This is a genomic window from Desulfitobacterium elongatum, from assembly GCF_055378975.1.
In genome coordinates, this window is the sequence record NZ_AP038772.1 from 4680357 (window position 1) to 4703193 (window position 22837).

The window sequence follows — 22837 nt, forward strand, 5'->3', positions numbered from 1 at the left end:
AGGCCGTAACCTAGTTCTCAACCTGTCATCGCCTCATCCATTGCTACTTTAATTCAACGACTGTTACCCCTAAATCGCCTTCCCCATGTTGCCCAAGTCGGAAGGATTTCACGTGATGATGCCCTCTCAAAAAGTCCTGAATTCCGCTCCTCAGGGCACCCGTCCCTTTCCCGTGAATGATATAGACTTGCCCAATTCCTGTCAAAACCGCATTATCGAGATACTTATCTAATTCGTAGCTTGCCTCTTCGACCATCATTCCGCGCAGATCAATTTCGCTTCTGACGGTTTCTGCTTTACTCATCCCAAGCCGACCATGCCCTCCAGCACTTCGTGTGGGTTGCTTTGCCTTCTCTTCCTTGACGAGACGAATCTCGCTGATTGGGACATTAAGCTTAATCACTCCGGCCTGAACAAGGATTTCCCCGTTATCATTTGGTAGTTTTAGGACCTGTGCTTTCTGGCGCAGCTTGGTCATATACACCATTTGCCCGAGCTTTATCTCTTCGGAATCCACACCGACAGATCCCCGCGTAGGGCTATCATTGACCCCTACCTTCCCGGAAAGCTTGTGTAACCCTTGTCGCGCTCGTTCAATCGATTGTTGGTCTTTTCGTTCCTCTTTCAGAGCCTGTTTGAGCTCATCAATCAAGCGTTCCGCTTCCCGTCTTGCTTCTCGGACGAGTTCTATCGCTTGATCCTTGGCCTTCGCCATGAGTTCCTGATATTCCTCTTCAAGCTGTTGGGATTTCTCCTTAAGTCCTAGGCTTTCTCTTTCAATCGTTTGACGTTCTTCCCGAGCGCGGCGCTTCTCGAAGTCAATCTCCCTTTGGGTATCCTCGAGATTCTCAATAAGATCTGAGACCTGCATCTCTCGCTCCGTTACAAAGGTTTTCGCCCGATCAAGGACAGCTTCCGTCAGGCCAAGGCGCCCCGCGATATAGAAGGCATTACTCTTCCCCGGGATTCCGATGAGTAAGCGGTAGGTCGGTCTTAAGGTCTCAGAATCAAATTCTACCGAGGCATTCTCCACTCGAGGAGTATTATAAGCGAAGTTCTTTAAGGCCCCATAGTGTGTTGTCGCAACAATCTGTGCTCCTCGCTCGTGAAGCTCAGCAATAATTGCCATGGCTAGAGCCGCCCCTTCCGTGGGGTCTGTTCCCGCTCCGACTTCGTCGAGGAGAATCAAAGAGCGTCGATCAGCCTTCTGAACGATCTCAACGATATTCTTCATATGTCCGCTAAACGTACTCAAGGATTGCTCGACACTCTGCTCATCCCCGATATCTGCAAAGACCTGTGTAAACACCCCGACACGGGAATCACTTTCTGCCGGAATATGTAGTCCACATTGTGCCATAGCAGCAAGGAGACCGATCGTTTTTAAGGCGACAGTTTTTCCTCCCGTATTCGGCCCAGTAATAACCACCGTATCAAAACGAGTCCCTAGTTCAATGGTTAAGGGTACGACAGATCCAGTGAGCAGTGGGTGTCTTGCTTGAACCAACTTGATTTCTTGTTTATCAGAAAGTGCCGGTGCTCCTGCATTCATTCCCTCGCTTAAGCGGGCCTTGGCAAGGATAAAGTCTACTCGAGCCAGTGCCTCATGGGCATCAGCGATCAATTCAGCCTCTCCCTCCACCCGAAAGGAGAGCTGCATGAGGATTCTTTGAACTTCACGTTGTTCCTTAAGGACCACTTCACGCAATTCATTTCCTAGGTTCACGACAGCCATCGGTTCGATGAAGAGAGTCGCTCCGCTCGCCGATTGGTCATGAACAATCCCTGGAAAGGATTGACGATATTCTTGTTTTACAGGGATTACGTAACGGTCAGAACGCTGTGTAACAATCGGGTCCTGAAGTATTTTTTGATGAGAAGGGTTTCGAATGATTCCATCGAGGGTTTCCCGGATCCGACGCTGAAGGCGGGTAATCCCTCTCCGAAGGTCTGCAAGTTCTGCCGAGGCTTGATCAGCTACTTGTGCTTCCTCCGAAATACAGCGGGCGATCTCCTCCTCTAGACCTTTGGGAAGGACAATCCCCTCTATAATCTCCTTAAGATGTGGGACCTCAGTTTTCCCCTCAAGCACACTTTGCTTAATTTGCCGGGCAGTCTTTAAGGTATCCCGAATATGAAGGAGCTCCTCAGGTGTTAATACTCCGCCCCTTAAACACCGCTCCAAATAAGGACGAATTTCCTTTGCCCCTCGCACGGAGAAAAGTGGGTTGACCCGCAGAAGGGCCTTTCCTTCCCCAGTCTCTTCCAAGGCTTCCCGCACGAGATCATGGCTTACATAGGGTTTTAATTCCTCCGCGATTTCTCGGGCCCTTGGCAAAAGGCATTGATTTGCTAACCGCTCCAGAATCTTATCAAAGTCAAGCTTTCGGACGACTCGTTCGTCTAATACCATGTTTTCCTCCCTCTTAATTAAAGACCATCTATTTGAGTTGCTCTTCATCTCTCATCTTCCCACTAACTGCCGCAATAGCGGTGTCTTAGAGGCGGAAGACTTCTTATCGCACGTGCTTAAAGCACTCCACGGAAATAATGTCCTTTCGTAAATCCTTCTGGGAAACGTTCCTCCAGGTAGGCGCTCACTTCTTCCGCCTGTCCTTCAGATATTTTTTCTCCATGTAAAGCATGCTCCCATCCCTCGAGAAAAACCCTTACCGTATCCCTAATTTGCACAGGAGTGGCCCGATCGAGTTGTAATCGGATATTAGTGATCCCCATTTTGGCGATAGCTCCCAACTCTTTATAGAGATTCAATCGCTTCACGTTATAGAGATGCATTCGGCAATCCAAATCTGTCTCTATCGGAAAGTCATACTTTAAGCGGTCTCTGAGGTAATGTGGTTCCTTTACACAGGGCACGCTACACTTCGTCCCCTTCTTCCCGCCTAAGGTCGCTCCGACAGGACAATACTCACTGACCATCATCTCCAAATCACCGAAAGCGAGAAGTTCTGTCTTAGGCCACTTTGCTAGAGATTCAAGTTGACTGTGTTCTAACTCTGGAGATAGGGTGACCGTTCCCGCGCCCAAGCGCAAAAAGTGGGCGATTGCTGCTTCATTAAAGACATTCAGAGAGAAATCTGTCTCGAACGGCCACTCTGGATCAATGGCTTTCAAGATTTCTAATTCCCCAAGGTTTGATACCATCACAATCGGACGATTGTCCCAGATTTTAATCTTGAGCAAGGTATCATACCACCAGGAACTTTGTTCCTCGTTTAGAACCCTGGGTAAGCGTAATACACTCTCCGCACCCTGCTCCTTACATAGCTTAACTCCGACACGTAGGTCTTCAAGGTTCAGTCCTTTACGGGAACGCCAGCGCTCTCCCCCCATGGCAATTCGTTTAGCGCCAGCCTTTAGAGCGGCCTGAACCGACTCTAAATCACTCACGGCGACCGTAAGACGTTTCGCTGTGGAAGCCTGTTTCCAAGCTGCCCCATTCTTACGGACCATAGTGTTCTCTTCCCGCTCCTGGACAAGCTTTTTCTTCCATTCGCGAAGCCGTAGATTATACTCCGACCTCGTTACCCACTCATACTCATCTTGCTTACTTAGTAGGGCCTCCACAACCAATCGTCTCATCTCATTGATTTCACTCACTGGCACCATGAGCCCTTCTTCAACCTCAAGCTCTAATTCCTCCAGCCAAAAGGGAGTTGTACCTAAACGACCGAGCTGCTGAAAAGCATACTCTTGGGTTAAGGGCCGTTTCAAAGCCTTCTGAGCAGGATTTGTGGAATTCACCTTTGCATTACGCTCTCCATCCCAAGCCTCCAGAACTAAGAATTCGCCGATCGAACCCGATAGACGCATTCTCAAGGGTCGCTTGCGTTGTTCTTTTCCCTCTTGAAAGCTTTGCCGAGCCTTTTCCATTAAGAGCTCATCGTGTGTCTTAAATACTCTATCCCCTGGATGGGATTTCCCAGAGAACTCAATCTGGATGACATCTCCAGGTTTTCCTTCGAGCACTTCCGTCTTTCCTTGCCAGACTTTACTGACTGTAATCCCTTCCCGGCCGCGGCTGGTCCATATCTCAATTCCATCGCCTGGTCTCAGGTAGGCTTCAAGCTTAATCTCCAGTTGATTCCCAGTATTCTTGGTAATCCGTCCTAGGCGAATTCCCCGGTTATTGGGGCGAGCATAGCTCATGAGTTCTGCGCCCGGATGTCCATGAAAGTAAGCTTGTGAGAAATCTCGGTTAAAAATTTGTAAGAGCTCAGTTTTCTCTTCTTCCGTAACCCCACTCCCTGAGGACTCATGCTCTTCAGCTAAAACATGATCGAGAGCATGCCGGTATACCCTTATCACCGTCGCAACGTACTCCGGACGCTTCATCCGTCCTTCTACCTTAAGGGAGTAAACTCCACTTTTCCTCAGTTCCTCAATTTCTTCAACGAAGTTTAAATCTCGCGGGCTCAACAAATGGTCTCCTAGCTTCGCTTCAGCTAATAAATCCGTCTTCTTCTCATTCATCAGCTGATATGTAAGCCTGCAGGGTTGAGCGCACCTCCCCCGGTTTCCGCTCCGTCCTCCGATAAAACTAGACATCAGACATTGACCAGAATAGCAAATGCACAGTGCTCCATGCACAAAGACCTCTATATCGAGTACTGTCTTCTCAGAAATTTTCTTCATCTGTTCAGCAGTAACTTCCCGAGCGAAAACGACCCGCTGAAAGCCGAGCTTCTCCATATGCCGAACGCCCCAGCTATTATTAATCGTAATCTGGGTACTGGCATGGCGCTCCATCTCAGGTAAAATACTTTGAATCAATTCAGCTACTCCGATATCCTGGAGAATAAGGGCATCGACGCCAATCTCATACAGCTCATACAGATAATCAAAGAGCTCTGGGAACTCCTTATCAGCGATCAGGATATTGACCGTGACATAGACAAAGGTCTCCCGCTCATGAGCATACTGAACGACTCGACGGAGCTCCTCTAAGTCGAAGTTCGCTGCATTAGCCCGTGCATTAAAACTTCTCCCCCCAAGATAAACAGCATTCGCTCCATTTTCCACCGCTGCCTTAAAAGCTTCAAAACTCCCTGCTGGGGCAAGCAGCTCCATCGCGTCTTGGCCGTGCCTGTTTGGTTTTTTATTTTCTATTAACGATGAATTTGAATCTACAACGTTTGACATACTTATTCCTCGATCCTAACTTAACATCTTCATAATCCCCGGTGTCACCTCTTCAAGCCTTGTCCACTGAGGCCAAACGACCTCACGATTCGACCAGCCTAAAGCTGGAACCGGATTCTGAGTATGCCCCTTCACTTTAAAGTCCTCTATATTCCCATGATCGCTCGTTAAGAGCCAAGTGACATCTTCCTTCTGAATCACGGACAGAAATCCACCGATAAACTCATCGATTTTTTGCACAAGCCTGATCGACTCTTCCCAGTCTTGCTTGTGCCCGCGAACATCCGTCTGAAAGAACTCATAGAGAGTAAAGTCATAGTCCAGAGCCAAATGCCCGAGATTTTGGCCAGCTTGGTAGGGGGAAATCACAGATACCTCCTCACCGAGCTCCTTGAGAAGCTTATTCGTCATATCTTGGTAGACACCCTTGCCCTTTAGAAGATCGTCAAGCCGACGCAAGCGTACACCACCCGCTAATGCTGATAATGTAGACGCAGAGTATCGCTTCTTTCCTGATGCAATATCCTGGTCATAGTGATTCGTAAAGGTATTGGCAAACGTAACCCGTTTACCCTGCTCTGCCAATTGTCTGAAGATGGACTTATCTGCAATAATCTTAGCCAGCTTTTCATTGGGATAAGCATTGAGGTGAAAGCCTAGGGCCTTTGCTGCATTGCTTCCCGTCCATAAGGTGGTCTGCCCCGTCGCGCTTTGCGGAATTCCAGGCACATCCAAGGATGCATCCAGAGGAGTTAAAAACACCTTATCATTTTTTAAGGTTCGATCTCCCCAAAGGTGATGTCCCCCAAGTAGGGCGTCAATATTCGGTGTATTGGCAGCGATAATCGGGTTATCCTGCTCTCTTCCCAGCCCAAATCCATCCAGAAAAATCATAACAAAATGCATACGCCTTCACCACTATCTATCTCAATTCACACAAGTTATCTAAGCCTATCATCAAATTCTGTAGAAAGGAACGTTTCCTCTAGTTTATCCAAATTCCAGTGAAAAAGCCAGTTGTGTGATGCCTACATTCCTTCCATGCAAGAAAGGCGTAACCTCTATAAAGCTACGCCACTTCTTTACAATCACTAGTCCTCTGGATTCTCGATGAGCTGCATAAGGGTTTCTTGTTCTTCGCGAAGTTTTCTCAACTCATCGGCAAGGTTTAAAGCGGCCAAAATCGCCACTTGATGAACCCCTAGACGAGGCATCCGCTGGGCAATGAGCCGCATCTTTTTATCCACCTCATGGGCTACTTCTTGGATGTGCTCAGGGCTTTCCCCGCCGCGAATCACATGTTTCTCCCCATAAATCTCCACGATAACTTTGCCTCGTTCTTCCGACATATGACACCACCTAGAACATTTACTTTCTCCACGCAGCCCCGAATTCCCGCTCGATTCCTTCAAGCACTTGAGAATTCAAGCTATTAACCTCTTCATCCTTCAAGGTACGATCAAGGGATTGATATTTCAGAGTAAACGCTAAGCTCTTCCGATCTTCAGGGATGGGCTTCCCTGTGTAGACATCAAAGATATCCACCTGCTCTAAAAGCTCCCCTCCGAGCTCCTGAATTCGGCTCATTACAGCACGGGCTGGGACTTCCAGCGGTACTACGACTGCTAAATCTCTATGCATTGCTGGGAACTTCGGTATCGAAGTTGCCCGAATTCCCAAATGACTAGCCTCCATCATCGGATAAAGTTCAAATTCAAAGATAAGTGCGCGCTCTAAATCCCACTCCTTGCCAAGCCTAGGATGGATTTCACCCATAAACCCAATTCGCTCGCCCTTAAGATAGATTTCTGCTGAGCGTCCTGGATGGATCAGTTGGAGATTATTGGGCAGACGATAATCAAATTCCAGGCCAAACTCCTGAGCGATTTCTTCAACTATTCCTTTTAAGGTATAGAAGCTGTATTCAGCCACAGAAGTTAACCAATGGCGTGAACTCTTACCCATGATGACTCCCGCTAGTCGGAGATGTTCCTCTGGAAGACTTTGAAGCGGACGCTCCTTACTCCAGTAAACATTGCCGATTTCAAAAATTCGAATATCAAGATTCCTACGCGAAATATTTCGAGCTGCGACCTCTAATACTCCCGGAACTAAAGACGTGCGCATCACACTTAACTCCTCCCGTAGGGGATTCATTAGGGGAATTGCAAGGTCATCATGTCCGAATTGTTGGTCTGCCTCAGGACGTGTAAAGGAATAGGTAAGGACTTCGTTCAGTCCCAAACGAACGAGAAGGTGACGAAGTTTCCGACGGAATTCTTGTTCAGGGGTTCTCCGTCCCTGGGTTTGACTTCCTTGTGGAAGCGTCGTCGGAATACGATCGTAGCCTGTCAAACGGGCAACCTCTTCGATGAGATCGACCTCTATCTGAATATCTGAGCGATACGAGGGAATCTCAACCTCATATACCCCTTCTTTTTCTTGATAAGGGAAACTAAGACGATCAAGAATATGTGAAATTTCCTCTTTCACTAATGAGGTTCCTAGAAGAGAATTAGTATTCTCTACGGACAAGGTCACGAGGCTCGGTTCAAAGAGTTTTCCAACTTGATCGATAAACCCTATCGGGCGACCAGCACCAAGTTCTAACAAAAGTTCTGCCACGCGACCCAGTGTTGCAATCACTCCGTGAGCATTGACTCCTTTCTCAAAGCGGTTCGAAGCCTCAGAACGTAAGCCTAAACGACGACTTGTGCGACGAATACTTACTCCAGAGAAATGAGCCGATTCGATAAGCAAACGCTTTGTAGAGTCCGTAATCTCGCTATTTAGGCCTCCCATAACCCCAGCTAGACCTAGCGGTTTCTCATCATCTGCGATGAGAAGCATTTCCGGATCCAAGGCCCGCTCTACATTATCTAAGGTCACAAGATTCTCTCCTGTATGGGCACGTCGGACATGCACTGCACCGGAGATTGCATCACGATCAAAGGCATGCAAGGGCTGTCCCATCTCCAGCATGCAATAATTGGTTATATCTACAATGTTGCTGATGGGGCGAACTCCAGCTGCCTTCAAGCGCACTTGCATCCACTCAGGCGAGGGCTCAATTTTCACATCATCCACTAATAGCCCAGCATAACGGTGGCATAATTCGGGCTCATCAATGATGATCTTAGCAGAAGGATCTACAGGATAATCTGGTCCCTTCTCCGTCTCAGCCCAGGTAGGAAGATGTAAAGCTCCGCCAGTTAAGGAGGACACTTCCCGTGCCACGTTCACCATTGCGAGACAATCCGGACGATTCGGGTACAATTCCAGATCAAGTACGCTATCTCCCTGGCCAAGGATATTCGTTAAGCACGTGCCAAGCGGAGCGTCTGGGGATAAGATTAGAATTCCCCCTTCACTCCGCGGATCTCCGACTGCTGAATCCAGCAAGAGTTCTTCTGCCGAGCAAAGCATCCCCGCCGATTCGATCCCTCGAAGTTTAGAAACTTGGATTTCTAGCCCATTCGGTAGAGTCGTCCCCGGAAGAGCCACAGGAATCTTATCTCTTAAGAGCAGGTTCTGCGCTCCTGTGACGATGGATACGGTTTGGCTTCCTAGATTGACCTCACATATCCAGAGTTTTTCTGCATTAGGATGATGCTCCATCCGTGATATTTCCCCGATGACCACGGAGTCTAAACCTTTGTTGTGATCCTCGATTTCTCCGACTTCAATTCCACCCCGAGTTAAGGTCTCCCCCAATTCTTCAGCGGATTGATTTATATCAACGAGTTCGCTTAACCATTTTAGACTGACCTTCATACCCCTGCCTCCTTAAAACTGCTGCAAAAAGCGCAAGTCATTATCAAATAAAAGCCGCATATCTTCTATTCCATACTTCAGCATGGCAATCCGCTCGACTCCCATACCAAAAGCAAATCCTGTCACTTCACGTGGATCATAGCCACCCATCTCAAGGACCTTCGGATGAACCATCCCTGAACCAAGGATTTCAATCCAGCCCGTTCCCTTACAAATTCGACATCCCGCTCCTCCACACAACATGCAGGACACATCTACTTCTGCACTCGGTTCCGTAAAGGGGAAAAAGCTAGGACGCAGGCGAATCTCACGAGATTCCCCAAACATCTCACGCGAGAAGTTTAAGAGGATTCCTTTCAGATCCGACATCCGAATTCCTCGGTCAACAACTAAGCCTTCTACCTGATGGAACATTGGAGAATGGGTCGCATCATCATCCTTACGATATACTTTACCCGGACAAATAATCTTCACAGGCAAATGGGGATGTTGCTTTTCCATCGTCCGGACCTGTACTGGCGATGTCTGTGTCCGCAAAAGAATCTCTTCCGTAATATAGAACGAATCTTGCATTTCCCGAGCTGGATGTTCCTTAGGTAAATTCAAAGCTTCGAAGTTATAATAATCGGTCTCAATCTCTGGACCCTCAGCGATTTGAAAACCCATGCCGAGAAAGATCTCTTCCATCTCTTCAATGACCTTTGTCAGAGGATGCTGATGCCCTCGGGGTAGACTTATCCCCGGCAAGCTAATATCCAGTTTTTCTTCTTCGAGTTGTTTCTGCATTGCCGCATTAGAAAGTTCTTCAGTGCGACGAGTCCATGCTCCCTCGAGTATATCTCGGGCTTCATTCACAACTTGTCCAAAGATGGGGCGCTCTTCTGGGCTTAAGCTCCCCATCTGTCGCAAAAGTGCCGTAAGGGTCCCTTTCTTCCCAAGGACCTTGACCTTCAATTCCTGAAGTTCATCCAAGGTCGATAGTTTCTTAAGTTCAGATAAAGTTTCTTCTTGAATACGTTGAACGTCCTGCTTCAAGCGATAACCCTCCTAAGTTAGAATAATATAAGTAGCACCAAGTCTAAAAAAACTTAGACCTAAAAATAAAACAAAAATTCCCATCCCTAAAAAAAGGGACGAGAATCAACTCCCGCGGTACCACCCTGGTTCAGCTCAATGAGCCGCAGCTTTATTCCCCGTTAACGGTGGGGACCGGGCTTACCTACACTTTCAATAAGCCACTCTCAGGCGAAACTGAACATCTAATTCTAGATGAGGACTTCTCTTGGCTAAGCTCTCAGTCTTAGGCTCAACCTCCCTGCAAAGAAAAACTCCTTTTAACCTGATCATTGCGTTTTCTTATTGCTGTACGTATTGTTTATAAAGTAAATACGCATTTGGGGAACCGGTTACCTCAAAAATCTTCCAAAACCACTCTGCTGGCGACATAGCAAGTCCACCTTTCGGCCTGGATTTCCTGAAACCTGTTCACAGAAAATTATAACATTCCCCTCTGTGATTTACAAGGAAACCAGTCGTCAAAGCGTGTAAAGATAACTTACCTTAGGTGGAGTCATTAAATTTTATTAATCCTTCGCCGTACGATTTCATAAAGAATAATTCCAGAAGCCATCGCGACATTTAGAGATTCAACCTCATGATTCATGGGAATCGTAATTTGCTTCACCCCTTCTCCTCGGAAAATCGGAGAAGGACCGTTACCCTCATTGCCCACAACGAGCGCTAGAGGAAGGGATAAATCCGTATGATAGAGATTCTCTCCGTCGATATCCCCCGTAAGAACCTGAAGTTCGTGCTCCGAGCAGAAATCCATGATCTCCTCAGGTTGACAATGGGACAGGATCTTCAAGGAGAAAATAGCACCCATCGTACTTCTTAGGACTTTCAAATTATAAAGATCTACGGTTCCCTCTGTTAAGCAGACCTGATCTATACCCGCTGCTAACGCCGTCCTTAAAATCGTTCCGCAGTTGCCAGGGTCTTGAATCCCGTCTAATACCAAGAGCACCTGATCCGAGTGAACGCTCAAGTCTTTCCAAGTCCACTTAGGCTGAGTCACTACGGCAAGGATTCCTTGAGGATTTTCCGTGTCACTCATCTTGCGGATGACTTTCTCATCCACCAAAGTCACCGGAACCTTACTTTTAGCTAAAGCCTCGGCCAAGCTAGGCCAAGCCTCACTCTGCCGCTCTGGACACACAAAAACCCTGGTGATTTCTGCTCCCCGACGAATCGCCTCTTCGACGAAGCGCCAGCCCTCCACCAGAAACTCACCCGTTTCCTCGCGGAACTTCCTCTTATGTAGATTAACAACATATTTGACTTGCTCATTCTGTAGAGAGGTTAGCAAAAAAAATCACCCCGCGAATCCATCTACCCCATGTTATACCCATTTGGCCAATTATCCAAACGGATAGCTCGACTTAAGCAAAAAGGGTGCCTTAGCACCCTTTCACATCATTATTTACTTCGCTCCAACTTGAGCTTTGGCTACATTCACGAGTTCTGTGAAAGCAGCAGCATCGCGTACAGCGAGTTCAGCCAGGATCTTACGGTTAACGGATACACCGGCTTTTTTGAGACCATTCATCATGCGGCTGTAAGTTAACCCATTCATACGGGCAGCTGCATTGATTCTAGCGATCCACAGTTTGCGGAAATCACCCTTTTTATCTTTACGGTGAGCATAAGCATAGGCCAGAGATTTCATAACTTGCTCGTTTGCTGGGCGGAAGAGTTTACTCTTAGCTCCACGGAAACCTTTTGCAAGTTTTAATACTTTTTTATGACGCTGATGCTTCGTTACCCCTCTTTTAACACGGGCCATAGCGAAGACCTCCTTTTACTTCTTAAGGTATTATAGATAAGCAACCATACGAGCAATGCGCTTTGCATCGGTCTTGTGCATAACCGCAGACTTACGAAGGTTGCGTTTACGCTTCGGAGATTTTTTCTCTAGGATATGGCTTGTGAAAGCATGATAACGAACGATTTTACCAGTACCTGTTTTCTTAAAACGTTTCGCGGCACCGCGATGAGTTTTCATTTTTGGCATTGGGATATCCCCCTCTCGTGTTAGTCGTGTTTGATCGGCGCTAAGATCATAATCATATTGCGCCCTTCAAGTTTAGCTTCACGCTCTATATTAGCCTCCGCTTTACAAAACTCAGCCAGGCGTACGCACAATGTTTTTCCTAAGTCCGGATGAGTAATCTCCCGACCACGGAACATGATTGTTACCTTAACCTTGTCGCCATCTGTTAAGAAGCGTTGGGCGTTGCGTGCTTTCGTTTCGAAGTCATGATCCTCAATATTCGGACGAAGCTTGACTTCCTTAATTTCCATGGTCTTCTGCTTCTTGCGGGCATCTTTATCCCGTTTAGCCTGCTCATATTTGTACTTACCATAATCCATGATTTTACAAACAGGCGGCTTAGCAGTCGGTGCAATCTCCACTAAATCTAGAGATTTATCCATGGCTAAACTCTGAGCATCTCTCAGTTGCAAAATACCGAGTTGCTCTCCTTCTTCCCCGACAAGACGGACTTCTCGGGCCCGGATTTCGTCATTAATCCGTAAATCCTTGCTAATAACAAACCACCCCCATTTAAAATTATAGAAACAAAAAAAGACGGGCAGAGTTCCACCCGTCTTCCATACAAATCATGAGCAAGCAACTAAGCTCAGGACCCGAAGATACCTCATCGACTAGAGCCATGAGGTGAGAAGCGGATGGCTTCTACTTGAACATTAAATAGTATATTTGTTTTTAAGCCCTTTGTCAAGAAAATAAAATTTCAAGCTTTCAATTCGGGCATGTAGCTTCTCACGCAGCGTTCACTCAATAGCTCCGGGGCTCGAATGCGGCGGAGCATTCGGACGAAGGCCTCACTTGCTTCCGAGGGAGCACCTTCAGCGGATGAGTATCATTTGTGGAATGCCGCCTCGGGCGAAAATGTCCACTGGACACTTTCGTTGCCAAACCCTTCTGCTTTACTGCATGTAAACCGGTGGCGCCGCGCCAAGGCCGAAACCCTACCACGGGTTTCGTTCTGCACGAAAAGCTACAGTATTGGGTCTTTTTCAGGACTGAAAGAGTTTTTTCTTGCTCTCAATCTCTTCTTGGGCCAGAGCGATAAACTCGGCAACAGACATCTTCTCTCCGGAATTGCTCTGTCCATAACGGCGAACGGCAACAGCTTCTGTCTCTGCCTCCTGATCTCCGACGACAAGGGTAAAGGGTATTTTCTCTGTTTGAGCTTCGCGGATTTTGTAGTTGATTTTTTCGCGTCGGTCATCGACCTCAGCACGGATTTCTAGTTCATTCAAGCGACGAACGACTTCGTGTGCATACTCTTGATGACGCTCACTGATGGGGAGAATCCGTACTTGAACAGGTGCAAGCCAGGTCGGGAAGGCTCCGGCATAATGCTCAGTAAGGAGAGCAATGAAGCGTTCGATACTTCCATAGACGACCCGATGAACCATAACCGGGCGGTGCTTTTGACCATCTTCTCCGATATAGGTGAGATCAAACTTTTCAGGCATCTGGAAGTCCAGCTGAATCGTACCACACTGCCAGGTCCGTCCTAAGCAATCGCGCAGATGGAAGTCGATCTTCGGTCCGTAGAAAGCCCCATCGCCAGGATTGATCTTAAAGTCCATTCCTTTAGCTTCTAAGGCGTCCTTCAAAGCATTTGTAGCCATTTCCCAAGTCTCATCCGAGCCCATCGAATCTTCCGGACGTGTCGAAAGTTCTACGTTATACTCAAAACCAAACACCTTGTAGAAATAATCTACGAGTTCAATAACTCCGATGATTTCCTCCTTGATTTGAGAAGGAAGCATGAAGATATGCGCATCATCCTGGGTAAAATTACGTACCCGCAGGAGTCCATGTAAGGCTCCGGATAACTCATGACGATGGACTAACCCGAGTTCACCCATTCTCAGCGGGAGATCCCGATAGCTTCTCATTTTTTGTTTATACATGATCATTCCACCAGGACAGTTCATCGGTTTAACCGCAAAATCCTGATCGTCAATCTGAGTGAAGTACATATTATCTTTGTAATGGCCCCAGTGACCGGATTGTTCCCATAGGCTCCGACTCAAGATGACCGGAGTTTTGATTTCCTGGTAGCCTCTCTTGCGATGCTCACGACGCCAGAAATCTTCTAACTGATTGCGAAGAATCATGCCCTTTGGGTGAAAGAAGGGGAATCCCGGACCTTCATCATGTAGACTGAAGAGATCAAGCTCTAGTCCTAGTTTGCGGTGGTCACGTCGTTTGGCCTCTTCCAACTTAAAGAGATAATCATCGAGGTCTGCTTGCTTCGCCCATACCGTTCCATAAATCCGTTGAAGCATTTTATTCTTCTCGCTTCCACGCCAGTATGCTCCTGCAAGATTTAAAAGTTTAAATGCCTTAATTGGGCCCGTAGAGGAAATATGCGGTCCTGCGCAAAGATCGGTGAAGCTGCCTTGTGTGTACATAGAGATTGCCACACTTTCTGGCAAATCTTCAATCAGCTCAACCTTATACTTTTCCCCAAGTTCTGCAAAATAAGCTAAAGCCTCACTACGAGGTGCTTCTTTACGCACATAGGCGTTGTTTTCTTTAGCTAAGCGATGCATCTCTGCTTCAATCTTCTCTAAATCTTCTGGGGTAAAGACATGTTCTGAATCAAAATCATAATAAAAGCCATTGGCAATCGCCGGTCCGATCCCTAGCTTCGTTCCTGGGAATAAATTCTGCACAGCTTGTGCCATTAAGTGAGAGGTAGAATGACGGAGAACTTCCAAGCCTTCCTCACTATCTAGGGTGAGAATCTCAACTTCTGAATCTTCATTAAGAACATAAGCCAGATCCTTAGTCGCTCCATTTACTTTTCCAGCAACCGCTACTTTTGCAAGCCCTCTTGATATCGAGGCTGCAAGCCCTGCCAAGCTTGTCCCCTGTTCGACTTCGCGAACCGAGCCATCTTTTAATGTAATCTTTAGCATATTCGTCAACTCCCTTTACCATTCTTAGTATTCGATATCCGAGTTTTATAAAGAAAAATATAAAAAACCCTCATCCCAATATGGGACGAGAGTTAATTCCCGTGGTTCCACCCAAGTTAAAGCAAATGATACAGACTTTATATGCCTATTCTTCAAATGCCTTCTCTTTTAACCCTTAACGCGGGAAACGGCTTAGTCTACGCACCTATTATAGCTTCGACTCGGCACTCAGAGGTGGTCTTCGTCCGACCCTTGTGAGAAATGCTTCCAGCCCTTGACACTTCTTCTCTTGCACAAGAAAACAGAGTACTCTCCTCATCACTGTTTTTTACATTTTAAAAAATTTACTATTATCAGCTTTTACCCACTAGTAAAATTGAGATTATTATATCGGCCATTGACCTCTTTGTCAAATCTTACGGCAAATTGTACATCCGCCCTCACAATAACTCACTCGACCTTCAAAGACCTTAAAAATGGTCTGCAGAGTATTCTTATACCCTTCATAACGAATATGCATAACAATCTGTCGAGGAGCAACTGCGATCAAAGCACTGACAAGCATATCTTCATACGAGAGCTCACCATCCCCAAAGGTAATCTCATCCAAAAATTGATGGGTTATTTTCTTCCCTTCTTCATTGTAGAGATTGAACTTCCCTTGACTCGTGATTCCTACATGCAAGGTATGTAAACGTGGCTTCTGAGAGTCGACAAAGTGCTTTAGTAGCTCAATAAACTCCAAGTATTCCTTTTCTATTACATGTTCATTGACAATGTAAGCAACTGCTTTGTGTATTTCCGCTTTGTAGTCATGCGCCCGGAATCTCAAAAAACCTTCAATATCAAAAACCGATTGAGAATCTAAGCAGTTCAGAATCTGATTCACGAGGGAGGATTTTCGGCTGATTCGATAGCTCTTCCATTCTCTTAATTCCTGATTCAAGTATTGAAGGGCCTTTTCTAAGACAATCTCAGATTCCTCTCTCTTCATTTTATACTCTTTCTTAAGGAGCCAGCGGACATGATCCTTTTCCCAATGGAGTAAGATGATTTCAGCAAGTGCATTAGCCAGATAATAGCTATGAATCTTCTTTAGTGTATTTTGATCCTCTAGCTCATCCTGAGCAGAAATCTGGAACTCACAATCAATGAGCCAACGCTTTCCTTGCTGATACTCATGGATAACCACAGGTAGATCCTCTTGTACCTGAAGCTGCCTGAGACGCTGATAGATACTATCCCTATAATATCGAGTCCCAACCTGCACGGAGTGCTGTTCCACCTAGCATCCCCCCATAGTAGAGTATATGAGCAGAGCATGCTCATATTTCGGTTCCATTACGAAATGCACAAGCTTTTCGTATAACCATATATTCCCTACTATTGCCAGGTTCAAACGGGGTTATTCTTACCCCCGTTCTATATAAGCCACTCCGCATTTTTCACGTTATTGTACAGGGATGAAATCTAGACTTTCCCTGAGCAAAAATAAAACGCCAGATGGCCTCTACCATCTAGCGTCAAAATATAAGGATAAACTATTCCCCTGCACTTACTAAAAGCTCTTTTACGTAGTTAGGCAGAGCGAAGCACCCTTTATGAATATCCGTATTATAATACTTTGTTTTCAATCCAAGGCTGTTCCAAGCCTGCTCGTCAATGTCGGTCAAGGGATCGTACTTTTTAGAAGCAAAACCGAACAACCAGTGACCCGACGGATAGGTGGGGATGTGAGCCTGGTAAACCCTGCACACTGGGAAAAACTCTTTGATACGCTTATGGGCTCTTTGCATAGCCTGAGCATACTCCTCATAATAGGGGCTTTCATGTTGGTTTACAAGGATACCATCTTCCTTCAAGGCTTTAAAGCAGTTTCCATAAAATTCCTTTGTAAACAGCCCTTCTCCCGGTCCGAACGGATCAGTGGAGTCAACAATAATCAAATCATAGGTATTTTCCTTGGTGCGTACAAATTTCAATCCATCCTCAAAATACAGCTGTACTCTTGGATCATCCAACTTACAGGCTGTCTGAGGTAGGTATTCTCTACAGACGTCCACGACCAATTTGTCGATTTCCACCATGTCGATTTTTTCAATGGTGGCGTAGCGAGTCAATTCTCTAACGGTTCCGCCATCCCCTGCACCGATAACCAAGACATTCTTAATCTTCGGGTTCGTTGCCATCGGAATATGGACAATCATATCATGATAGATAAACTCATCCTTTTCAGTGACCATCATCAAGCCGTCTAGGGTAAAAAAGGTGCCAAATTCCTTGGATTTGAAAACGTCAATTCTCTGGAACTCGCTCTGACCAGTATAAAGAGGCTTATCTACCTTGATCGAAAAGCGAACGTTATCTGTGTGTTGTTCTGTATACCATAATTCCATGGTCTATTCCTCCACAACTCTGATATTTTCAATGGCCATGTCCTCTGTCCCTGTCAGGAAACAGCCCTTAACCTTGGCATAGGCGATATAATCAATAATCTCTTCAGTTATCCGTTCACCCGGCGCCAAGATAGGAATGCCTGGTGGATAAGCCATGACAAACTCTCCACTTATGAACCCTGCGCTGTCCTTGATCGCAACAGAATGCTGATTGGAATAGAAGGCCTGTTGTGGGGCTATCACCACCTCGGGATTGATATACTCATGATCAAACATACCCGCTTTGTCTCTCATGTAGAGTCTTTTTATCTCAGACAGAGAAGAGACAAGACGTTCTAAGGCCAAGGCGCGATCCCCCACGGAAATGATGGCCAAGATATTTCCGATATCTCCGAATTCAATCTGAATTCCGTAATCGTCACGGAGAATGTCGTAAACCTCAATTCCTGCTAGCCCTATTTCTCTTGTATGAATAGAAAGCTTGGTATGGTCAAAGGCGAACACCGAATCTCCATTAATAATTTCTGAGGAAAAAGCGTAATATCCGCCGATTTCATTAATCTCATCTCGCGCGTAGTTGGCAAGGGAAGAGACTTTTTCGAATATGCGTTTTCCGTCTAGAGCTAGGTTGCGTCTTGAAATATCCAGAGAGGACAGCAGCAGATAGGAGCCACTGGTCGTCTGGGTTAGATTAATCGTTTGCCGTACATGACCTGTGCTAAGACGGCTTCCAATGAGCAGGAACGAACTTTGGGTTAAGCTCCCACCTGTTTTATGCATGCTTACCGCAGACATATCAGCCCCTGCTGCCATCGCATTGACTGGCATATTCTCGCCAAAGTAGAAGTGGGTACCATGCGCCTCATCCACTAAGACATACATATTATGACGATGGGCAAGCTCAGTAATGGTCCTTAGGTCAGAGCAAATTCCATAATAAGTAGGGTTATTGATTAAAATTGCCTTAGCATCTGGATTCTCATCGATGGCCTTTTTTACTTCGGCAATCGACATACCCAGCGGTATCCCTAAATTTTTATCAACACCTGGGTTCACATAAACGGGAATTGCACCACTTATAATCAGGGCATTGATGGCACTTCTATGGACATTGCGTGGCATGATAATTTTATCGCCCTGTTTACATACGCTCATGATCATCGCCTGAACAGCGGAGGTGGTGCCATTAACCATAAAAAAGGCGTGATGTGCGCCAAAAGCATCTGCGGCCAACTCCTCGGCCTCTTTAATGACTGAGACAGGATGAACAAGATTATCGAGCGGCTTCATCGAATTGACATCCACTGAAAGGCACTTTTCGCCCAGAAATTCCGTGAGTTCGGGGTTTCCCTTACCTTGCTTATGTCCGGGTACGTCAAACGGTACGACCCGCATGGATTTATATTTTTGCAACGCCTCATAAATAGGCGCCTTCCCTTGCCAAAGTGATTGCAAGAAAACCACCACCTTTCCTAACCATAATCAGTAGATATCCCTGACACTTTGTATGTCGATTATCTTCTAGCAAAGATCAATCATAATAACAGGCCTATTTCACTTAGTATTGGCCTTTTGATTTTTCTTCTAAAAAATATTTACAAAATATAATAATACAAAATTTAACTCAAAAAGTCGATAACCTTAATAAATAGCAACAAAATTCTTATAAGACATTACCAATATATTAGGATGTACAAATTCTCATCTGGCCATTCTTTGGAATAAAGCAACGCATTAACCCTTATAAAAAGAGCTCCACCCTATCGCTTAAACAAAACCACCCATTGTAACATCAATGGGTGATAAACAACTTTCTACTTATTAGATGCTAACCATACCGCTAAGGAGTAGATACGAAAAACCCTAGATCTCTTTATATATGATTTCCTCTAAAGCTAGTCGTGGCCTGGGCATAGGGTTTTCGTCAGGAAACCCTACTGGCATTAACGCCGTAATGATTAAGTTCTCCGGCAGAGAAAGGATTTCGGCAATTTTCTTAGCCTTTATTAACTGGACTATGCAAGTTCCCAGACCTAAGGAAACGGCTCGCAACGCGATATTTTCCATTGCAATTGCTACATTGAGCGAAGCATGAGGAATATAACCTTTTAATGCCTCAAGATCCTTGGGTTTGTCTAAACCGGGATAATTGAGTAGAGCATCCGGTTCCATAGCGCCTGCTTCAATCAATTCCTGGACTCTCTTCTTTGTGTCTCTGGCATAGGTCATTAGGTCAGCGCAGCAAACCAGCAAAACCGGGGCTTGACTTAAATACTTTTGGTCAAACGCAGCAGCTTGAATACTTTGCTTGACATTCTGCTCCCTGACAACGATAAACCGCCATGGCTGGTGATTTGTTCCTGATGGTGCCAAGCGGGCTGCTTTCAGCAATTCATTCACTAATTCCTCAGAAACAGGATTTTGTTTATACCTCCGTATACTTCGCCTCTCTTGAATAGCAGTTACAACATCCATCATTAGACCCCCCATTCATTCGCTAGTTCTATTTAACTTGTGACTTCATTTGCCTAGTTCTTTAGCATTTCTACATTTGTTATTGCTTTCCTTCCGCAAAGCAGAGAATTCAAGAAATCTTCCATAATCGATCTCATTAAACAATCTATAAACTCAATGATTGAGCGCCGTCCAACCCTATCATCAAAAGAAAAAACCTCGAAGTCTCTTTTATTAAGAACTTCAAGGTTTTCTGAGTTTTTACATATGGTGGGTTTGAGAGGACTCGAAAGTATCAACACACCCTATAATTCGCATTATAACTGACACTAGAACTTTGTCTGCCTTTTTGTCGACTTATCTCTAGGTAAATTATATTTATGAAATCAAGGGATATTAAATGCCCTTTTAATTTTGTTTCTACATTTCATTGGTGTTAGTGGCTCAACAATTGTTCCATTTGCACTATCAATTGTAGAATGGAAAATAATCCACACCTTGTTAAACAACACATTTAGTTCTGTAGATGTATAGAGTGTATGCCAATCTACAGCCCATCTTTTACTTATTTCTTCAAACAACTCAGTGTTGAAACTTGTTACAAGAGTAGTGCAAATTAAGATACACTCTTGTAATTGTGGGTAGCCAATATGAACTTTTGTGACTTTTTTCGGAGTGGGATCAATTAAAAGTTTAATAGCATTTTTACCCGCTAGAACAGAGTTGGAATGCACAATCCCATGTCTTAGTTCACAAACATTTTCGTATTCTTTCAAAATAGAAGATGTTAAACCATGTTGTTTAATACAATAATCTATAAAATCCTTGGACGTACTTCTTATTGTCTCTGCACTAGCAAAAGATTTATGTTCAAAAGCTCCACGTTCTACATTCAAACCTGTATGCCATAGTACTGAGCCCATACTAATTGACTGACTTGCAGATTTTTTTTTTGCTTTTGGACAGACTTGAATAATCCTTGCAAAAATATCTCTGAAGTAATTTTCTGTAGCTGATATAACTCCCACTAGAAAAAGCGAACCCATAGAGGGATGGGCAGCTATAAAGTTAGGTTGTGCAACTCTTAGGATATCAAGGGTTGTCCTGTAGAAAGTATCAATGGGAGCTTCCTCATCCCAGTTTGTAGATACAACGTATTGAGAGATATCTGCTATTCTTACTAAACTCGGAAGTTGGTTAACCGATTTCGTCCAAACCTGTGTCATACCAAATATTCCTCAGCATATGAGAAAATTCGTTGAGCCCAAATTGGGCCTATTTGGCGAACTTTACGCAACTCACGATTCTCTGTATCCATTAAAATGTCTTTTACAGTCCTTATTTTTGAATACTTCTTAATTGCCTGAACCCTATTTTGTGTTAAGGGCAGAACATCAATTTCATTTGAAACTAAAGATTCAAAGATAGAAACTGTTTTGAGTTGAGTGCCACAGTTCGGACAAAACTTTGAGTGTTCTGAAATTCTAGGTTGTTTACATGATTGACATGGGGGAAGCGATAATGGAAATGCACTCGATATACTCTCATTACCTACTAATGCATCTGCTGACGTTCTAGTATAAGCATGAGCATTTCTCTTATTTAAAGCAATTAATAAATTGTTTACACTTATTGCCTGCTGACCAAGAAAGGCATTACGTTCAATAAGCGCACCATAATGAATCGAATACAAATCGAAAACACCTTTTTCCCCTTTACTTAAATCTCCCTTTGGCAATAACAGCCCCGCATATTGGAAAAACCCTATAACCTTTAATAGCTCTGCAGGGATAGGCTGATTTATTCCTATAGTCACACTTTGGTATGAAACCTCTTTTGCTTTATTCCACTCTTTTACAAGGTCAATCATTTTCGTAAAGATATGATTACCTGTATCGATAAACTTTTCATATGTCGGTAGTTGAGCCTTTAAGGATAAATATATATTTAATGTTTGTTTCAAGCTTTCGGCTATTGCTTTTGTAGCAATAGTCCTATTAAACGTAATTTCATAGGCATTATTGTTTTCTTCATCATCTGAACTCTCTTTATAAAACTTTCTAACCATGTTAAGTAGAGCTCTTGGCATTCCAAAAGATGCATAACAAATAACCTCTAAAAGTTCTCTTTTTTGTACTAATTGATTAAATACTTCTATTGGTAGTCTCCTTTCCAACAAACTAATCATAAATTCTATGTAATTTTGTGAATCAGGTCTTATCCATACATTAATTTCTTCTGCATCATGTCCTACGTGAAATGTAGACGAGTAAATTGTTACGCCAGGATAAACTGCCGCTTTTGGAGAGACAAATTTGCTTTTTATTTGTCGGAAAAATTCAAAAAAATCACGTTGCTGTTCAGTTGAAAATGCATGCGCAGCATCATCTAATAACAGAACGCAATGAGTCTTATTGGTTAACTGCAAAGTTTTTTTAATCTCATCTTCTAAATTCTCAATTGTTAGCGCGTTTTCTTCATTGATTAAATGAATATTACCAAATTCTATTTTACTTATTGTTTCGTCTACATATCCTTTTTTCACCCTTGAATCATTTTGAATGACCATTCCAATATCTTTTAGTGTATTAAACATTCCTTGATACACTTTAAGTATAATCCACTGGTTAAACCAATAAACTGCATTAACGTCAGATTTATAAAGCGGCTCGACTTTGAGAGATGATTTAAAGTTAACATAAATCGGCAGAGCTGTTCGTCCATTTGAATTACAAAGTCTATAGTAAGTTTTAAGTAATAAAGTTGTTTTTCCACATCCTCTTGGTCCAATAATTAATTTAGCACCCCATTGTGATAATTTCTTAATGATAACTCCTTCTTCTGGATGTTCAATATTCCATTTCTCAAATGCTTCAGTAGTTATATATTCAGCTTGTTCAACAAAAATATCATGAGTACTCAAGAAGAAACCTCCATTCAGTTTTTCAGGTTATCATTTTTAAAAAACAATTCTTATAATTAAGTTGAGATTCGATATTATTCCAAAAAAACCTTTTAATTAAATA

General features: G+C 44.4%; 17 protein-coding genes and 2 other annotated features. All 17 genes read right to left on the reverse strand.

The features are described 5' to 3' along the window. Positions 1 to 43 precede the first annotated feature (43 nt). The 17 genes from ACZ42W_RS21985 to ACZ42W_RS22065 all read right to left on the reverse strand — a co-directional run bounded on the left by ACZ42W_RS21985 (position 44) and on the right by ACZ42W_RS22065 (position 22734). Entirely contained in the window at positions 44 to 2413 is a 2370-nt protein-coding gene (locus ACZ42W_RS21985) for an endonuclease MutS2 (RefSeq protein WP_464167382.1), read from the reverse strand. A gap of 116 nt (positions 2414 to 2529) precedes the next feature. Continuing rightward, the gene (locus tag ACZ42W_RS21990) at positions 2530 to 5163 is read right to left on the reverse strand and encodes a U32 family peptidase (RefSeq protein ID WP_464167383.1); all 2634 of its coding nucleotides are present in this window, start codon (positions 5161 to 5163) and stop codon (positions 2530 to 2532) included. Positions 5164 to 5178: 15 nt separating this feature from the next. Continuing rightward, positions 5179 to 6069, reverse strand: a complete 891-nt coding sequence (locus ACZ42W_RS21995) for a metalloenzyme (RefSeq protein WP_464167384.1) — start codon at positions 6067 to 6069, stop codon at positions 5179 to 5181. Between the two features lie 185 nt (positions 6070 to 6254). Then, the gene (locus ACZ42W_RS22000; protein ID WP_464167385.1) at positions 6255 to 6512 is read right to left on the reverse strand and encodes a cell division protein ZapA; all 258 of its coding nucleotides are present in this window, start codon (positions 6510 to 6512) and stop codon (positions 6255 to 6257) included. A 19-nt stretch (positions 6513 to 6531) separates the two neighbouring features. Continuing rightward, the gene (gene pheT / locus ACZ42W_RS22005) at positions 6532 to 8937 is read right to left on the reverse strand and encodes a phenylalanine--tRNA ligase subunit beta (RefSeq protein ID WP_464167386.1); all 2406 of its coding nucleotides are present in this window, start codon (positions 8935 to 8937) and stop codon (positions 6532 to 6534) included. Positions 8938 to 8949: 12 nt separating this feature from the next. Continuing rightward, complete coding sequence (pheS, locus tag ACZ42W_RS22010) at positions 8950 to 9972, reverse strand: phenylalanine--tRNA ligase subunit alpha (protein WP_464167387.1); 1023 nt, start codon at positions 9970 to 9972, stop codon at positions 8950 to 8952. 538 nt (positions 9973 to 10510) lie between these two features. Next, on the reverse strand, positions 10511 to 11305 hold the full coding sequence (locus ACZ42W_RS22015) for a TrmH family RNA methyltransferase (RefSeq protein WP_464167388.1): 795 nt from the start codon (positions 11303 to 11305) through the stop codon (positions 10511 to 10513). Positions 11306 to 11419: 114 nt separating this feature from the next. Further along, positions 11420 to 11782 (reverse strand): 50S ribosomal protein L20, encoded by a 363-nt coding sequence (gene rplT / locus ACZ42W_RS22020; RefSeq protein ID WP_464167389.1) that lies wholly within the window; start codon positions 11780 to 11782, stop codon positions 11420 to 11422. A gap of 30 nt (positions 11783 to 11812) precedes the next feature. Next, on the reverse strand, positions 11813 to 12010 hold the full coding sequence (gene rpmI, locus ACZ42W_RS22025) for a 50S ribosomal protein L35 (RefSeq protein ID WP_464167390.1): 198 nt from the start codon (positions 12008 to 12010) through the stop codon (positions 11813 to 11815). A gap of 20 nt (positions 12011 to 12030) precedes the next feature. Continuing rightward, on the reverse strand, positions 12031 to 12546 hold the full coding sequence (gene infC / locus ACZ42W_RS22030; protein WP_464171137.1) for a translation initiation factor IF-3: 516 nt from the start codon (positions 12544 to 12546) through the stop codon (positions 12031 to 12033). 26 nt (positions 12547 to 12572) lie between these two features. Then, positions 12573 to 12706, reverse strand: a sequence feature (ribosomal protein L20 leader region). A 332-nt stretch (positions 12707 to 13038) separates the two neighbouring features. Next, positions 13039 to 14961, reverse strand: coding sequence for a threonine--tRNA ligase (gene thrS / locus ACZ42W_RS22035; RefSeq protein ID WP_464167391.1), 1923 nt, complete (start codon positions 14959 to 14961; stop codon positions 13039 to 13041). A gap of 78 nt (positions 14962 to 15039) precedes the next feature. Beyond that, positions 15040 to 15292, reverse strand: a binding site (T-box leader). Positions 15293 to 15370: 78 nt separating this feature from the next. After that, positions 15371 to 16246 carry a sporulation protein YtxC gene (ytxC, locus tag ACZ42W_RS22040; RefSeq protein ID WP_464167392.1) on the reverse strand — a complete coding sequence of 292 codons (876 nt, stop codon included), beginning with the start codon at positions 16244 to 16246 and terminating at the stop codon, positions 15371 to 15373. Between the two features lie 256 nt (positions 16247 to 16502). Beyond that, positions 16503 to 17357, reverse strand: a complete 855-nt coding sequence (speE, locus tag ACZ42W_RS22045) for a polyamine aminopropyltransferase (protein WP_464167393.1) — start codon at positions 17355 to 17357, stop codon at positions 16503 to 16505. A gap of 3 nt (positions 17358 to 17360) precedes the next feature. Further along, a complete protein-coding gene (locus ACZ42W_RS22050; RefSeq protein WP_464167394.1) occupies positions 17361 to 18812 on the reverse strand; it encodes an aminotransferase class I/II-fold pyridoxal phosphate-dependent enzyme in 1452 nt (483 codons plus the stop codon). A 408-nt stretch (positions 18813 to 19220) separates the two neighbouring features. After that, entirely contained in the window at positions 19221 to 19835 is a 615-nt protein-coding gene (locus ACZ42W_RS22055) for a nitroreductase family protein (protein WP_464167395.1), read from the reverse strand. Positions 19836 to 20197: 362 nt separating this feature from the next. Beyond that, positions 20198 to 21037, reverse strand: a complete 840-nt coding sequence (locus tag ACZ42W_RS22060) for a hypothetical protein (RefSeq protein ID WP_464167396.1) — start codon at positions 21035 to 21037, stop codon at positions 20198 to 20200. Further along, a complete protein-coding gene (locus ACZ42W_RS22065) occupies positions 21034 to 22734 on the reverse strand; it encodes a hypothetical protein (protein ID WP_464167397.1) in 1701 nt (566 codons plus the stop codon). Before ACZ42W_RS22065 ends, ACZ42W_RS22060 begins: the two co-directional genes overlap by 4 nt. Positions 22735 to 22837: the final 103 nt, after the last annotated feature.